Here is a 15,614-nt window from a genome sequence, read left to right as displayed (position 1 = left end):
AGAGCCGGCATGGAAACAGGCGGGATCATCGCGCCTACCGGATCGACGGGCACGAAAATGAGAGGCGGCGCGAGGGAAAAGGAGGAAAAGCCAAATCGCAGGCACAAAAAACCCCGGTCTTTCGACCAGGGTCTTTGCTATCGACTCGAATCAGACACTGGCTTGCCAGCAATCTTCTTCGTAGCATCAAGGCGTTCAGTGGGCCTTGAGGCAGATATGGCGCAGCGGACGGGACTCGAACCCGCGACCCCCGGCGTGACAGGCCGGTATTCTAACCGACTGAACTACCGCTGCGTATCGCTTTGGACTTGCGTCCAGGTAAATCGTCTGACTGGAAAGCTTCGAGGCTTTTCAATCTCGAGCCAGGTAAAACCTGACTCGCAAATATGGCGCAGCGGACGGGACTCGAACCCGCGACCCCCGGCGTGACAGGCCGGTATTCTAACCGACTGAACTACCGCTGCGCGTCGGTGGAGGCTTTTCAGCTTCCGTCTTGCTTGCGCAAGACTCTCAAGAAGTGGTGGGTGATGACGGGATCGAACCGCCGACATTCTGCTTGTAAGGCAGACGCTCTCCCAGCTGAGCTAATCACCCGTTTGCTTCTCCGAGGCCGCGAAATTTACGCACCTAACGAAGCTAAGTCAATAGCCTGCTTGAAGTTTTTCTTAAAAAGACAAAAACATGTCGTTTCGGGTCGGCGGCGACTGCCAGACCGCTTTCGCGAGCAGGCTCGCTCCCACAGTAGATTTCGGGTGAACACAATATTTGTGCATGGCAGCAATCCCCTGTGGGAGCGAGCCTGCTCGCGAAGAGGGGGCACATTCAACATCAATGCTGGGGACAGTTCCCCCGCCCTACTACTCGCTGTAGATCATCTTCTTGGTCATGCCGCCATCCACCACGAACTCCTGCCCCGTGACAAACCCGGCATTCTTCGACAGCAGCCAGGCCACCATCGCCGCCACGTCCTCGACCGTCCCTACCCTGCCCGCGGGATGCTGGGCATGGTCGGCATCGGACAGCGGCTCGGCACGGCGCACCGACGGGTCCCGCGCATCGATCCAGCCCGGGCTGACCGCGTTGACGCGGATTTCCGGCCCGAGGCTGATCGCCAGGGCGTGCGTCAGGGCCAGCAGGCCGCCCTTGCTCGCCGCGTAGGCCTCGGTGTCGGGTTCCGACTGCCCGGCGCGGGTCGAGGCCAGATTGACGATCGCACCGCTGTGAGCGCGCAGGTAGGGCGCACAGTGCTTGGCCAACAGCATCGGCCCGCTGAGGTTCACCGCCAGCACCCGGTTCCAGTACGCCAGATCGAGGCTTTCCAGGGTGATGTTATGCGGGTCGGCCACCGCCGCGTTGCACACCAGCGCATCCAGGCGCCCGAATTGCCCCAGCACCTCGGCGACGCCCAGCGCCACCTGCCCTTCGTTGGAGACGTCCATGGCGATGAACCAGGCGTTGTCGCCCAGCACCTTCGCCACTTTCGAACCGCGCACCCGGTCCAGGTCGGTCAGCACCACCTGCCAGCCTTCGCTGATCAGCCACGCCGCAATGCCCAGGCCGATGCCCCGCGCAGCCCCGGTGACCAGGGCGACGCGGCCGTTGGTGCCGGTGCCCGGCGTCGACAATTGGATCACAGCGCAGCCAGGCCGCGCGCCAGATCGGCTTGCAGGTCTGCCACGTCTTCCAGGCCGACCGCGATGCGGATCAGGCTGTCACGGATACCCGCGGCTTCACGTTCCTGCGGCGCCAGACGGCCGTGGGAGGTGGTGCTCGGGTGAGTGATGGTGGTCTTGGTGTCACCGAGGTTGGCGGTGATGGAAATCAGGCGCGTCGCATCGATAAAGCGCCAGGCGCCCTCTTTGCCGCCCTTGACCTCAAAGCTCACTACCGCGCCGAAGCCCTTCTGCTGACGCAAGGCCAGTTCGTGCTGCGGATGGCTCTGTAGGCCGGCGTAATGGACTTTCTCGATGCCGTCCTGCTGCTCCAGCCATTCGGCCAGTTGCTGGGCGTTGGCACAATGGGCCTTCATCCGCAGACCCAGGGTTTCCAGGCCCTTGAGGAAGATCCAGGCGTTGAACGGGCTCAGGGTCGGCCCGGCGGTACGCAGGAAACCGACCACTTCTTTCATCTGCTCGCTACGACCGGCTACCACACCGCCCATGCAACGGCCCTGGCCGTCGATGAACTTGGTCGCCGAATGCACGACGATGTCCGCGCCCAGTTTCAGCGGCTGCTGCAACGCCGGGGTGCAGAAGCAGTTGTCGACCACCAGCATCGCGCCTTTGGCGTGAGCGATGTTCGACAGTTCGGCGATGTCCACCAGTTCCGCCAGCGGGTTGGACGGCGACTCGACGAACAGCAATTTGGTATTGGCCTTGATCGCCGCATCCCAACCGGACAGGTCCGCCAGGGGCACGTAGTCGACCTCGATGCCAAAACGCTTGAAGTACTTCTCGAACAGGCTGATGGTCGAGCCGAAGACGCTGCGCGACACCAGCACATGATCGCCAGCGCTGCACAGGCTCATCACCACGGCCATGATCGCGGCCATGCCGGTCGCCGTGGCCACCGCTTGCTCGGCGCTTTCCAGCGCGGCGATGCGCTCTTCGAACGCGCGCACGGTCGGGTTGGTGTAGCGCGAGTAGACGTTGCCCGGCACTTCCCCGGCAAAGCGTGCCGCCGCGTCGGCAGCGGTACGGAATACGTAGCTGGAGGTGAAGAACATCGGATCACCGTGTTCCGCTTCCGGCGTGCGGTGCTGACCGGCGCGTACGGCCAGGGTATCGAACGCTACGCCTTCGAGGTCGCTGTCCAGCCGACCGGCATCCCAATCCTGACTCATGCTGTCACTCCTTGCCTAAACCGTAGTAGATACAAAACCGGCCTGGAGGGGGCCCCTGTAGGAGCTGGCTTGCCAGCGAAGGGGCCGTCACATTCAACATCAAAGTTGCCTGTGGCACCGCCTTCGCTGGCAAGCCAGCTCCTACACAAGCCAGCTCCTACACACACAAGCGCACCTACAACAGGCCGGTCGTTACATTAGTTGTTGTACAGATCGATGATCGCACTGACCGCCTGGGTCTTGACCTTGGAGGCATCGTTACGCGCCTGCTCGATCTTGTTCAGGTAAGCCTCGTCGACATCGCCGGTCACGTACTGGCCGTCGAACACCGCGCAATCGAACTTGTCGATCTTGATCTTGCCGCCACCGACCGCTTCGATCAAGTCAGGCAGGTCCTGATAGATCAACCAGTCTGCACCGATCAGGTCGGCCACGTCCTGGGTCGAACGGTTGTGGGCGATCAGTTCGTGGGCGCTCGGCATGTCGATGCCGTAGACGTTCGGGTAGCGCACGGCCGGTGCCGCGGAGCAGAAGTAGACGTTCTTGGCGCCGGCTTCGCGCGCCATCTGGATGATCTGCTTGCAGGTGGTGCCGCGAACGATGGAGTCGTCCACCAGCATCACGTTCTTGCCGCGGAATTCCAGCTCGATGGCGTTGAGCTTCTGGCGTACGGATTTTTTCCGTGCCGCCTGGCCCGGCATGATGAAGGTCCGGCCGATGTAGCGGTTCTTCACGAAGCCTTCGCGGAACTTCACGCCCAGGTGGTTCGCCAGCTCCAGGGCCGCGGTGCGGCTGGTGTCCGGGATCGGGATGACCACGTCGATGTCGTGATCCGGCCGCTCGCGCAGGATCTTGTCGGCGAGCTTCTCGCCCATGCGCAGGCGGGCCTTGTACACCGAGACGCCGTCGATGATCGAGTCCGGACGCGCCAGGTACACGTGTTCGAAGATGCACGGGGTCAGGGACGGGTTGGTCGCGCACTGGCGGGTGTGCAGCTTGCCGTCTTCAGTGATGTAGACCGCTTCGCCCGGCGCCAGGTCGCGAATCAGGGTGAACCCGAGCACGTCCAGGGACACGCTTTCGGAAGCGATCATGTACTCGACGCCTTCGTCGGTGTGACGCTGGCCGAAGACGATCGGGCGGATGCCGTGCGGGTCGCGGAAACCGACGATGCCGTAGCCGGTGATCATCGCCACGACCGCGTAGCCGCCGACGCAACGGTTGTGCACGTCAGTAACAGCGGCGAACACGTCTTCTTCGGTTGGCTGCAGCTTGCCGCGCTGGGCCAGTTCGTGCGCGAACACGTTCAGCAGCACTTCCGAATCGGAGTTGGTGTTGACGTGGCGCAGGTCAGATTCGTAAATCTCCTTGGCCAGCTGTTCAACGTTGGTCAGGTTACCGTTGTGCGCCAGGGTGATGCCGTAAGGCGAGTTGACGTAAAACGGTTGGGCTTCGGCCGAAGTCGAGCTGCCCGCGGTCGGGTAACGCACATGGCCAATGCCCATGTGGCCGACCAGGCGCTGCATGTGACGTTGATGGAACACGTCACGTACCAGGCCATTGTCCTTGCGCAGGAATAACCGGCCATCATGGCTGGTCACGATACCGGCAGCGTCCTGGCCGCGGTGCTGGAGGACGGTTAGCGCGTCATACAGCGCCTGATTGACGTTCGACTTACCGACGATACCGACGATGCCACACATGCGACGCAACCCCTACTTAATGGATCTGAACTGAACACAACTCACTGAGGCGTTTTGGCCGTCGGCAAGAGGTGCTCCTTGAACGGTATCTCAGCGGGTACGCTGATACCGCTGGCAAGCCACTGACTGCTCCACCCGAGAATCAGGTTTTTGGACCAGTCTGCGACCAATAAAAATTTTGGCACGAGTTGCGATTGTTTCCACCACTCGTCCTGCTGTACCGGCCCCAGGCTCAACAGCCCGACCGCCACGACCACCAGCAACACGCCACGCGCGGCACCGAAGGCCATGCCGAGGAATCGATCGGTCCCGGAAAGCCCGGTGACGCGAACCAACTCGCCGATAAGATAATTGATCATTGCGCCTACGATCAGCGTGGCGACAAACATGATGGCACAGCCCGTGATCACACGAGCCGATGGCGTTTCGATGTACCCGACGAGGTATTCGGACAATGCACCACCGAACAGCCAGGCGACGACTCCTGCGATGATCCAGGTCACCAGCGATAATGCTTCCTTGACGAAGCCGCGGCTCAGACTGATCAATGCGGAGATGGCGACGATTGCAACGATCGCCCAATCAACCCAGGTAAATGGCACAGTGCAGCCTACAGACGGATAAGGCGGCGCATTTTAGCAGAGCCCATGCTTATCGGTAAGCTGCGATTGACCGTGCATTACAAATCGGCGCGATAGTTTTAACCGCGTTCCGGCTGGAAACGCACCACAAAGCCCTTGAGGTTCTGCTGGCGACTCAACAAGTCACGCAGGCGATCGGCTTCCGCGCGCTCGATCAGCGGCCCGACGAACACCCGATTCTTGCCGTCGGCCGTGCGGATATAGGCGTTATAGCCCTGGCTGCGCAGTTTTTTCTGCAGGCTTTCCGCGCTGGCCCGGTTCGCCAGGCTGGCCACTTGCACCGACCAGCTGACCGACAGGCCGTTGGCATCGACCCGGCTCTGGGTGGTATCCGGTTTGCCCGGCGCACCCGGCCCGGCCGTGATCGGCTGGGACGGTGCAGTGGTCGGTTTGGTCATCGGCACAGGCGCTGGAGGCGGCGTCACCGGTTTGGCGGCGGGGGCCGGCGCCACGGGCGCAGTCGGTGCAATCGGCGTCGACGGCTGTTGCTGAGCGATTTCGTCGTCGCTCGGCACCGGCTCCTGCGGCAAGGCTTGCGGCTCGGGCACAATCACTGGCTCGACCTGCACTTGCGGCACTGCAGGGGCTTGCGGGGCGGCCGGCGCTTCGACCGTCACCTGACGCTGTTCGTCCTGGCGGGAAAACAGCATCGGCAGAAAAATCACCGCCAGCGCCACCAGAACCAGGGCGCCCACCATGCGCTGTTTGTATGCCTTATCCAGCAATGCCATTTGCCGCGTCCTCCGTGGAGCGCCGGGCCAGCCATTCCAGGGCCTCGGCGACACAATAAAATGATCCGAACAACAGAATCTCGTCGTCGCTCGTCGCCAGTGCACACTGCCCTTCCAGGGCGGCGACCACACTGTCATAAGACGTTACCGACGCGCCGAGGTTCTGTAGTGCCCGGTGCAAATCGCCGACCGGTCGTGCCCGTGGCGAATCCAGCGGCGCGACGGCCCAATGCTCGACACTAGCATTCAATTCGCCGACAACACCATCCAGATCCTTGTCCGCCAACAAGCCGAACACCGCCAGACGCCGGCCGGCCGGTGGTCGACTGGCCAGGCGGCGAGCCAGATACTCGGCCGCATGGGGGTTGTGACCCACGTCCAGCAACAGGTTCAGACGCTTGCCCTGCCAATCGAACTGGCGGCGATCGAGACGACCGACCACCCGCGTTGCTTTCAAGGCAGCCTTGATCTGCCCATCCACCCAAGGCAGGCCGAGCAGCAGATAGGCTTGCAACGCCAGCGCGGCGTTTTCCATCGGCAGATCGAGCAACGGCAGGTCACGCAGTTCGACCACCCGCCCTTGCGCGTCAAGACCGCGCCATTGCCAGGCGTGATCGGTCACACCCAGGTCAAAATCGCGGCCACGCAGGAAAAACGGGCAATTGAGCTCGCGCGCCTTGTCCAGCAACGTTTGGGGAGGATTCAGATCGCCGCAGAGCGCAGGCGCGCCCTGGCGGAAGATGCCGGCTTTTTCGAAGGCCACGGACTCACGGGTATCGCCCAGGTAATCGGTGTGATCGACGCCGATGCTGGTGACCAGCGCCATGTCGGCATCCACCACGTTGACCGTGTCCAGGCGCCCGCCCAGCCCGACTTCCAGCACCACCGCATCGAGACCGGCCTGTTGAAACAGCCAGAACGCCGCCAGGGTGCCCATTTCGAAGTACGTCAGGGACGTGTCGCCACGACCGGCCTCGACGGCCACGAAGGCCTGGCACAGCTCGGCGTCAGTGGCTTCGACGCCATTGACCTGCACCCGCTCGTTGTAACGCAGCAGGTGCGGAGAACTGTAAACCCCGACTTTCAGGCCTTGCGCCCGCAGCAACGAGGCCACGAACGCACAGGTGGAACCCTTGCCGTTGGTGCCGGTGACCGTGATCACCCGAGGCGCCGGCTTGCCCAGTCCCATGCGGGACGCTACCTGTTGCGAACGCGCAAGGCCCATGTCGATGGCCGAAGGGTGCAACTGCTCGAGGTAGGCGAGCCACTCGCCAAGGGTACGTTGGGTCATATGTTGGCAGGCACCGGTGGAACCACGATCGGCTCGATGGGGGCGGCGACGAATGTAGGCGTCGGCAGGCCCATCATTTGTGCCAGCAGGTTGCCCAGGCGCGGACGCAGCTCCTGGCGGGGAATGATCATGTCGATCGCGCCGTGTTCCAGCAGGAACTCGCTGCGCTGGAAGCCTTCCGGCAGTTTTTCACGCACGGTCTGCTCGATCACGCGCGGGCCGGCGAAGCCGATCAGGGCTTTGGGCTCACCGACGATCACGTCGCCGAGCATCGCCAGGCTGGCGGAAACGCCGCCGTAGACCGGGTCGGTCAGTACGGAGATGAACGGAATGCCTTCTTCGCGCAGACGCGCCAGTACCGCGGAGGTCTTGGCCATTTGCATCAGCGAGATCAGGGCTTCCTGCATCCGCGCACCACCGGAGGCGGCGAAGCAGATCATCGGGCAACGGTGTTCCAGCGCGTAGTTGGCGGCGCGCACGAAGCGCTCACCGACGATCGCGCCCATCGAACCGCCCATGAAGGAGAATTCGAAGGCCGACACCACCACCGGCATGCCCAGCAGGGAGCCGCTCATGGAGATCAGCGCGTCTTTTTCGCCGGTCTGCTTCTGGGCAGCGGTCAGGCGATCCTTGTACTTCTTGCCGTCGCGGAATTTCAGACGGTCGACCGGCTCCAGGTCCGCACCCAGTTCGGCACGGCCTTCAACGTCGAGGAAGATGTCGATGCGCGCGCGGGCGCTGATACGCATGTGGTGGTTGCACTTGGGGCAAACGTCCAGGGTCTTTTCCAGCTCCGGACGATACAGCACAGCCTCGCAAGACGGGCATTTGTGCCACAGACCTTCAGGCACCGAGCTCTTCTTGACCTCGGAACGCATGATCGAAGGGATCAGTTTGTCTACTAACCAGTTGCTCATGCTTTCTTTCTCCAGTACCGGCGGCCCGAACGCTCTGGTTCGCAGCCCCGCGTATGCCCTTGAGCTAAATTCATGTGTGCGGCGATGATCGATGGATTGCCGGGCCAGCGAGACGCGACCTGCGTACAACCCAAAACACCCTCAGCCGTGCCTGCTTTGTGCAGGTGCATCTTTTTTGTACAGTGCAGTGGACGGCGGCAGTCTGCCAGCCGTCACATCAACGCCAGCTCCTGCCAGTTCCTATGAGTTCGTACGTACGGCGTTGATAAACGCTTGAATCTTTGCGTGGTCCTTGATCCCTTTGCTCGCCTCTACCCCGCCGCTGACATCCACGGCATAAGGCCGAACCCGGGCAATGGCCTCGGCAACGTTGTCCGGCGTCAACCCGCCCGCCAGGATAATCGGCTTACTCAAGCCTTGCGGTATCAGAGACCAGTCGAACGCCTCCCCGGTTCCGCCGGGTACGCCTTCGACGTAGGCATCCAGCAGGATGCCGCTGGCACTTGGAAAAGCATCGCAGGCCGCCGCGATGTCATCCCCGGCCTTGACCCGCAGCGCCTTGATGTACGGGCGGTGCCAGGCTTCGCAGTCGGCCGCGGTTTCGTCGCCATGGAACTGCAACAGGTCCAGCGGCACGGCGTCGAGGATTTCCCCCAACTCGCAGCGGCTGGCGTTGACGAACAGGCCCACGGTGGTCACGAACGGCGGCAGTGCCTTGATGATCGAGCGCGCCTGCGCAAACGTCACGGCCCGCGGGCTCTTGGCGTAGAACACAAAGCCGAGGGCATCGGCCCCGGCCTCGACCGCGGCCAACGCATCTTCCGCGCGGGTAATGCCGCAAATCTTGCTGCGAACGGACGACATGTCGAGACAACCCCACGGTAAATCCGAGAAAGTCCCGGATGGTAACAAAAGCGTTCGAAGGCGTCAGCCGTCAAGTTCCGAGAAGCCGGTCAAGAAGTGCGGCCCGATGTAACGCTCGGGCAATTGGAACTCGTCGCGGTACTCGACCTGCACCAGGTACAAGCCGAACGGGTGCGCCGTCACCCCGCCGGAGCGGCGAATGCGGCTTTCCAGGACCTCTTTCATCCACTCGACCGGGCGCTCGCCGGCACCGATGGTCATCAGCACCCCGGCGATGTTGCGCACCATATGGTGCAGGAAGGCACTGGCGCGGATGTCCAGCACGATCATCTTGCCGTGACGGGTGACCCGCAGGTGATGCAGCTCCTTGATCGGCGACTTGGCCTGGCACTGACCGGCGCGGAAAGCGCTGAAATCATGGGTGCCGACCAGGTACTGCGCCGCCTCGGCCATGCGCTCGACGTCGAGCGGGCGGTGGTTCCAGGTGACTTCGTCATTCATGTGCGCCGGACGGATCTGATCGTTGTAGATCACATAGCGATAGCGCCGGGCGATGGCCTTGAAGCGCGCATGGAAATGCGCCGGCATGACCTTGGCCCAGCTGACGCTGACGTCGTGGGGCAAGTTGATGTTGGCGCCCATGACCCAGGCTTTCAGCGAGCGCTCGACGGGCGTGTCGAAGTGCACCACCTGCCCGCAGGCATGCACACCGGCATCGGTGCGTCCGGCGCAGAGCAGCGACACGGGTGAATCGGCGACTTTGGACAGGGCCTTTTCGAGGGTTTCCTGCACGGTGAGCACGCCAGAGGCCTGGCGCTGCCAGCCGCGATAACGCGAGCCCTTGTATTCAACGCCCAACGCGATCCGGAAAAAGCCGTCGGCCGCCATTTCGGCGGCCGGGTTATCTATATTTGCCAAGGAGTGACAGCCTGCTGATGTACGCAAAGGCGGGCATTATAAGGCCGCGGCTCCGGGACGCCAGTGCAACCGTTGATAGCGTGTTGAATGTGAGGGCCTCTTCGCGAGCAGGCTCGCTCCCACAGGGGATTTGTGTCAAACACACATGATGCAGGCAACCCCTATCCACAGAGGATTTGTGTCAAACACACATGCAGGCAACCCCGATCCAATGTGGGAGCGAGCCTGCTCGCGATGGCGGCCTGACAGTCGCCATCTCATCACCCGCAAACAAAAACGGCAGCCCCAATGGGCTGCCGTTCTGTTCAAGCCATGCTAACCAATCAAGCCAGGCGCGAAAGCAGTTCCTTGGCTTCATCCTTCTGGCCTGCGTCACCCTCGGTCACCACCTCGTTGAGGATATCCCGTGCACCATCGGCATCGCCCATGTCGATGTAGGCCTGGGCCAGGTCGAGCTTGGTGGCGACTTCGTCGGCGCCGGAAAGGAAGTCGAATTCCGGCTCGTCATCCGCTGAGGCCAAGGCGTCTTGCGCGGTGAAGGTCGGCTCGCCAAGGCTCTGCGACAGACGGTCGAGCTCGGCGTTGACATCGCTCAGGTCGGCGGCAAAGGTTTCCGGAGCGGCAGGGGCGTCCATTTCATCGGCCAGGGACAGGTCGAAGTCGGCCGGCAACTCGAGATCGTCCGGGGCCGGAGCGGCCGGCGCTGGAGCAACGGCCGCATCCTTGACCTCGTCATCCAGGCTCAACAGGAAATCGTCTTCGGCCAGGATCGCCGGCGACGCATCGCCACCGAGGTCCATGTCCAGATCGAAGTCCGACAGGTCGTCGAGGTTTTCCCTGGCTTCAGTCTGCTGTTGCAACACCGACCCGAAGCTCAAGTCGTCTTCCAGCGGAAAATCATCCAGTTCGGCCACAGTATCCGGTGCCGGTGCCGGTGCAACCGGTGCCGCCGCAGGGCTTTGCGGCTCATCCAGACTCAGATCGAAGGCACTGTCGAAGTCATCGGGCACCGCTGGCGCCGCCGCAGGACTTTGTGGCTCAGCCAGACTCAGGTCGAAAGCACTGTCGAAGTCATCGGGCACCGCTGGCGCCTGCGGTTCGTCCAGCAGCAACTCCCTGAGGTATTGCGCGTCCAACTCGGCCGCCATGGAGGCAGCGGCGATACCGCCCCCGGCTGCGAGGGCCATGGCCGGGAAGCGGTTTTTCAGCTGTTCGACCCGGGCAAAGTTCTCGCCATTGGCCACCAGTTGGCGTTCCTGGGCGACAAACGCGTCACGGATGCCCTGCTGGCCGTAGACTTCCATCAGCTTCAGGCGCAGGTCACTGCGTTGCGGCTCATATTTGATGCTGTCTTCAAGCAGTGCGGCAGCCTGGTTCAGGCGACCGGCGGCAAAATGCGTATGCGCCTTGCGCAGTACATCGTCATCGTGGCGATCGACAGCCGGCGATACCAGTGGCGCGGCAATCGGCGGCGTGACCACGACCGGAACAATCAGCGGAGCGCGCGCAGGCGCTGGAGTTGGAGCTGGAGTTGGAGCTGGTACCGGAGCTGGATCTGGCGCTGGCGCGGTATTGAGCTTGACACTCGGCGGCGGTACTTCCAGGCCTTCGAAGCTGTCTTCCAACTGATCCTGTTCGGCAGGGTTTTGCTGCTCTTCGGCGAGTTCCCGGGCCATGCGTACATGTTTCTCGGCTTCTTGCTGCGCTTTGCGGCGACGAGCCAGCAACAGCAGCAACAGCAGCAGCACCACGGCCCCGCCACCCACCAGCCCCAGCAGTGCCGGATTGGTCAACAGTTCGTTGAATTTCTGTTCGTCGGACGCTGCCGGCGTCGGCTCCACTGGCGTTTCGCCCGGTGCCGGGGTGGTCTCGGTTGCAGCCGGGGTTGCCTCGGATGCAGGTATGGCCGCATCCGCTTGCCCAGGCGCTGCCACCGGGGTATCGGCATTCGCTTGCCCAGGCGCCGCCGCAGGATCGGCCGTCAGTTCAGCGGAAATCGCCGCAGCGGCTGCCGCATCAACAGGAGCGTCCGCGGCGCCTTCGGCCTGCAACCTGGCCAGTTGATTGTTCTTCAGTTCGATCAGGCGCTGCAGCTTGTCCAGCTGACTTTGCAGATCGGTCATGCGGCTTTTCAGTTCCTCGTTGTCACGACGGGTCGTGTCGAGGTTTTCCTGAGTCATGGCCAGCTTGTTGTTCAAGGCCTTGGCGTCGCCTGCGACACCTTTGCCGGCCTTCCCGGTCTCGGCAGACACCAGGCTCAAATTGTCCCTGGCGGGTTGCGCAGCCGTGCCATCGCCACGCGGACGGTTGGTGGCATCGAGTTGCTGCTGCCCTGCCCCGGCCTTCGGCACATAGCGCCGGCCCTGGCGCCATGCCGTGTTCTGCGCGGCCACTACGGCAATGGCTTCGCGCTGCGGCAGTTGGGTGCTTTGCGCCTGATCCGGCAGCCGCAATACCTGACCGGTTTTCAGGCGGTTGATGTTGCCGCCGATGAAGGCATCCGGGTTCAGCGCCTGGATGGCCAGCATGGTTTGCTGGACCGAGCCGCCATTGCGCGCCTTCGCTGCGATTTCCCACAGGGTGTCCCGTGGCGTGGTGGTGTATTGGCCAGGTTCGGTGGCACCGGTCACGGGGGCGGTGACGGCTGACGTCGGCGCCGGCTGCGCAGCCGCATCGGCGGTCTGCGGCGAGAATTTGGACGGGTCGAGCAGCACGCTGTAATCGCGCAGCAGGCGACCGTTGGGCCACATGACCTGAACCAGGAATTTCACCATCGGTTCGGACAGGGGCTTGCTGGACGTCACACGCAGGATGCTTTTACCGCTGGGGTTGAGCACGGGGGTAAAGCTCAGGTCGTTGAGAAACGCCTGGCGGTCGACCCCGGCCTTGGCGAATTCTTCCGGCGAAGCCAGGCTCGGCACCACGTCGGCAGCGGTGAGTTCCTTGACGTCGAGCAATTCGATTTCCGCCACCAGCGGCTGGTCCAGCGTCGATTTCAGGGTCAGTTCCCCAAGCCCGAGCGCATGCGCCACACCGGAGGACAGCGCCGAGGCGGCCGCTATTGCTAACACCAGTTTGCGAACTTGAACCATAGCCTCATCCTTTGTTTGAACATTCCTCGGCCAGCGAGAAGGTGTTGATAGTCGCTGCCGCAAGGCATTGCGCGCGGCAACGAGGAGTCGTCGCGCGCGATCGTTTCATTCATGCCGTGGAAAGCCCCGCAGGGAGGCTTGCCTTCAGCAGTCCGGACCAAGCATAGCGTTGGCTGGAACCCTTGGAAAAATTGTTGCCAAGTATCTTTTACACAAATTGTTTTATCAACAATTCAGCCACCTGCACAGCGTTGAGCGCCGCGCCTTTGCGCACGTTATCTGACGTCAGCCACACATTTAGTTCCGACAGGTCGTCGATTCCATGACGAACCCGACCAACGTAGACCACGTCCTGCCCGACCGCATCGCCGACCGGCGTCGGATAATCGCCGGCTTCCACCAGTTCGATGCCCGGGGCGTCTTCCAGGGCGGCGTTGACTTTCCCCAGGTCGATGTCGCTCGCCGACTGCAAGGTCACACTGAAGCTATCGCCAAAAAACACCGGGGCTTGAATGCACGTGACCGAAATCTTCAATGCCGGTAGGGCCATGACCTGGCGCAGTTCGCGCACCAGGCGTTTTTCCAGCAGCGTATGGCCTTGTTCATCCGGCTTGCCGACTTGCGCCAGCAGGTTGAAGGCCATCTGCCGATCGAAGAACGTCGGTTCCAGCGGGCGCACATTGAGCAGCTCGGCGGTTTGCCGGGCCAGCTCGGTCACGGCTTCGCGACCTTGGGCCGAGACCGCCAAAGCAGCGGTCAGGTGGATGCGCTGCAGGTCGAGCAAACCTAGCAATGGCGCCAGCACCACGGCCAGCGCGGTGGCCGACGGGCTTGGGCTGCTGACCTGGAAGGGCTTTTTCAAACCGGCCAGCACCTGTGCATTGGCTTCCGGCACCACCTGCGGCGCCTGATCGGCCGGCAAGGCGCCCGACAGGTCGATCAGCGAACAACCGGCGGCGGTAGCGCGCGAGGCGAAACTCAGGGTGACCGCCGGGCCGGCGGCGAAGAACACCAGCTGGACCTTGCTGAAGTCGAACTCATCGACTTCCCGCACCCGCACGTTCTTGCCGCGATACGGCACCGAATGCCCGGCCGATTCGCTGCTGGCCAGCAGGTGCAGGTTGCCGACCGGGAAGTCGCGCTCTTCGAGAATCTGCACCAGCGTTTCGCCGACAGTACCGGTGGCGCCGATCACGGCAATATCAAAGGACTGGCTCATGGTTTTACCTCTGGCGAAACGGGGGGAGCGGCACTTTACCGGGTGGGTGGCGTGCAGGCAATTCACGCCCCACCCTGATCGTTCCCACGCTCTGCGTGGGAATGCCGCCATGGACGCTCTGCGTCCGCTGTTGAGGCAGTGACGCGGAGCGTCACGGGATACGTTCCCACGCGGAGCGTGGGAACGATCGGCAGGCAAAAAAAACCCGCACCTCTTTCAAGGCACGGGTTCTTTCATTGCTTCAATCGATCAACGCTCGAGCAGGATCCGCAGCATGCGACGCAGCGGTTCAGCCGCGCCCCACAACAGTTGGTCGCCGACGGTGAACGCGCCGACGTACTGCGTGCCCATGTTCAACTTGCGCAGACGGCCGACCGGTACGTTCAGGGTGCCGGTGACTTTCGTCGGGCTCAGTTCCTGAATGCTGGCTTCGCGGCTGTTCGGCACCAGCTTGACCCAAGGGTTGTGCTGGCTGATCAGCCCTTCGATGTCGGCGATCGGCACGTCTTTGTTCAGCTTGATGGTCAGCGCCTGGCTGTGGCAGCGCATGGCGCCGATGCGCACGCAGATGCCGTCCACCGGGATCGGGCTCTTGAAGCGACCGAGAATCTTGTTGGTCTCGGCCTGGGCCTTCCACTCTTCGCGGCTCTGGCCGTTCGGCAGTTCCTTGTCGATCCACGGGATCAGGCTGCCGGCCAGCGGTACGCCGAAGTTTTCGGTCGGGTACGCGTCGCTGCGCATGGCGTCGGCGACACGGCGGTCGATGTCGAGGATGGCGCTGGCCGGGTCAGCCAGTTGATCGGCGACAGCGGCGTGGGTCGCGCCCATCTGCTTGATCAGTTCACGCATGTTCTGCGCGCCGGCACCGGAGGCCGCCTGATAGGTCATGGCGCTCATCCACTCCACCAGACCGGCTTCGAACAGACCGCCCAGGCCCATCAGCATCAGGCTGACGGTGCAGTTGCCGCCGATGTAGTTCTTGGTGCCCGCGTCGAGCTGCTGGTCGATGACCTTGCGGTTCACCGGGTCCAGCACGATCACCGCGTCATCCTGCATGCGCAGGCTGGAAGCGGCGTCGATCCAGTAGCCCTGCCAGCCGGCTTCACGCAGTTTGGGGAAGACTTCGCTGGTGTAGTCGCCACCCTGGCACGTCAGAATCACGTCGAGGGTTTTCAGCTCTTCAATGCTGTAAGCGTCCTTGAGCGGAGCAATGTCCTTGCCCACGGACGGGCCTTGGCCACCGACATTGGAAGTGGTGAAAAACACCGGCTCGATAAGATCGAAATCCTGCTCTTCCAGCATCCGCTGCATGAGCACGGAACCGACCATACCGCGCCAACCGATCAGACCTACACGTTTCATCGCAACTACACCTTCTTTAAAAAGTGGGCCGCTG

At 62.7% G+C, this 15,614-nt stretch carries 12 protein-coding genes and 3 tRNA genes; all 15 read right to left on the bottom strand.

All coding sequences use genetic code 11. The annotated features are described in order from the left end of the window. Window positions 1-217: 217 nt before the first annotated feature. The 15 genes from F8N96_RS14190 to asd all read right to left on the bottom strand — a co-directional run bounded on the left by F8N96_RS14190 (window position 218) and on the right by asd (window position 15,580). Window positions 218-294: transfer RNA gene (locus F8N96_RS14190), tRNA-Asp, on the bottom strand. 93 nt (window positions 295-387) lie between these two features. Next, window positions 388-464, bottom strand: a tRNA-Asp gene (locus F8N96_RS14185). Between the two features lie 54 nt (window positions 465-518). Next, window positions 519-594, bottom strand: a tRNA-Val gene (locus F8N96_RS14180). Between the two features lie 263 nt (window positions 595-857). Then, window positions 858-1,634: an SDR family oxidoreductase gene (locus tag F8N96_RS14170; RefSeq protein ID WP_150798326.1), complete on the bottom strand. Its 777-nt coding sequence runs from the start codon at window positions 1,632-1,634 to the stop codon at window positions 858-860. After that, on the bottom strand, window positions 1,631-2,842 hold the full coding sequence (locus F8N96_RS14165) for an O-succinylhomoserine sulfhydrylase (RefSeq protein ID WP_064676840.1): 1,212 nt from the start codon (window positions 2,840-2,842) through the stop codon (window positions 1,631-1,633). The genes F8N96_RS14170 and F8N96_RS14165 overlap by 4 nt, the downstream gene beginning before the upstream one ends. A 197-nt stretch (window positions 2,843-3,039) precedes the next feature. Further along, complete coding sequence (gene purF / locus F8N96_RS14160) at window positions 3,040-4,545, bottom strand: amidophosphoribosyltransferase (RefSeq protein ID WP_150798325.1); 1,506 nt, start codon at window positions 4,543-4,545, stop codon at window positions 3,040-3,042. Window positions 4,546-4,586: 41 nt separating this feature from the next. Next, complete coding sequence (locus tag F8N96_RS14155; protein ID WP_064676838.1) at window positions 4,587-5,147, bottom strand: CvpA family protein; 561 nt, start codon at window positions 5,145-5,147, stop codon at window positions 4,587-4,589. A gap of 98 nt (window positions 5,148-5,245) precedes the next feature. After that, on the bottom strand, window positions 5,246-5,917 hold the full coding sequence (locus tag F8N96_RS14150; protein ID WP_150798324.1) for an SPOR domain-containing protein: 672 nt from the start codon (window positions 5,915-5,917) through the stop codon (window positions 5,246-5,248). Continuing rightward, window positions 5,901-7,208, bottom strand: coding sequence for a bifunctional tetrahydrofolate synthase/dihydrofolate synthase (gene folC / locus F8N96_RS14145; protein ID WP_150798323.1), 1,308 nt, complete (start codon window positions 7,206-7,208; stop codon window positions 5,901-5,903). The genes F8N96_RS14150 and folC overlap by 17 nt, the downstream gene beginning before the upstream one ends. Beyond that, on the bottom strand, window positions 7,205-8,125 hold the full coding sequence (gene accD, locus F8N96_RS14140) for an acetyl-CoA carboxylase, carboxyltransferase subunit beta (RefSeq protein WP_150798322.1): 921 nt from the start codon (window positions 8,123-8,125) through the stop codon (window positions 7,205-7,207). Before accD ends, folC begins: the two co-directional genes overlap by 4 nt. A 240-nt stretch (window positions 8,126-8,365) precedes the next feature. Then, complete coding sequence (locus F8N96_RS14135; protein WP_150798321.1) at window positions 8,366-8,989, bottom strand: phosphoribosylanthranilate isomerase; 624 nt, start codon at window positions 8,987-8,989, stop codon at window positions 8,366-8,368. A 63-nt stretch (window positions 8,990-9,052) separates the two neighbouring features. Next, window positions 9,053-9,877: a tRNA pseudouridine(38-40) synthase TruA gene (gene truA / locus F8N96_RS14130; RefSeq protein ID WP_150798482.1), complete on the bottom strand. Its 825-nt coding sequence runs from the start codon at window positions 9,875-9,877 to the stop codon at window positions 9,053-9,055. A 353-nt stretch (window positions 9,878-10,230) separates the two neighbouring features. Continuing rightward, on the bottom strand, window positions 10,231-12,999 hold the full coding sequence (locus F8N96_RS14125) for a FimV/HubP family polar landmark protein (RefSeq protein WP_150798320.1): 2,769 nt from the start codon (window positions 12,997-12,999) through the stop codon (window positions 10,231-10,233). A 208-nt stretch (window positions 13,000-13,207) separates the two neighbouring features. After that, window positions 13,208-14,218, bottom strand: a complete 1,011-nt coding sequence (locus F8N96_RS14120) for an aspartate-semialdehyde dehydrogenase (RefSeq protein ID WP_150798319.1) — start codon at window positions 14,216-14,218, stop codon at window positions 13,208-13,210. Between the two features lie 249 nt (window positions 14,219-14,467). Next, window positions 14,468-15,580, bottom strand: a complete 1,113-nt coding sequence (gene asd / locus F8N96_RS14115; RefSeq protein ID WP_150798318.1) for an aspartate-semialdehyde dehydrogenase — start codon at window positions 15,578-15,580, stop codon at window positions 14,468-14,470. Window positions 15,581-15,614 lie beyond the last annotated feature (34 nt).

The organism is Pseudomonas fluorescens, assembly GCF_902497855.1.
Taxonomy (GTDB): Bacteria; Pseudomonadota; Gammaproteobacteria; order Pseudomonadales; family Pseudomonadaceae; genus Aquipseudomonas; species Aquipseudomonas fluorescens_BI.
The sequence above is the reverse complement of the archived record's forward strand: the minus strand, read 5'-3'. Positions and strand labels throughout refer to the sequence as shown.

Coding starts and splice junctions, on each gene's coding strand:
- F8N96_RS14165 (WP_064676840.1), bottom strand. CDS start 2,842: ATGAGTCAGGATTGGGATGCCGGTCGGCTGGACAGCGACCTCGAAGGC.
- purF (WP_150798325.1), bottom strand. CDS start 4,545: ATGTGTGGCATCGTCGGTATCGTCGGTAAGTCGAACGTCAATCAGGCG.
- F8N96_RS14150 (WP_150798324.1), bottom strand. CDS start 5,917: ATGGCATTGCTGGATAAGGCATACAAACAGCGCATGGTGGGCGCCCTG.
- folC (WP_150798323.1), bottom strand. CDS start 7,208: ATGACCCAACGTACCCTTGGCGAGTGGCTCGCCTACCTCGAGCAGTTG.
- accD (WP_150798322.1), bottom strand. CDS start 8,125: ATGAGCAACTGGTTAGTAGACAAACTGATCCCTTCGATCATGCGTTCC.
- F8N96_RS14135 (WP_150798321.1), bottom strand. CDS start 8,989: ATGTCGTCCGTTCGCAGCAAGATTTGCGGCATTACCCGCGCGGAAGAT.
- truA (WP_150798482.1), bottom strand. CDS start 9,877: ATGGCGGCCGACGGCTTTTTCCGGATCGCGTTGGGCGTTGAATACAAG.
- F8N96_RS14125 (WP_150798320.1), bottom strand. CDS start 12,999: ATGGTTCAAGTTCGCAAACTGGTGTTAGCAATAGCGGCCGCCTCGGCG.
- F8N96_RS14120 (WP_150798319.1), bottom strand. CDS start 14,218: ATGAGCCAGTCCTTTGATATTGCCGTGATCGGCGCCACCGGTACTGTC.
- asd (WP_150798318.1), bottom strand. CDS start 15,580: ATGAAACGTGTAGGTCTGATCGGTTGGCGCGGTATGGTCGGTTCCGTG.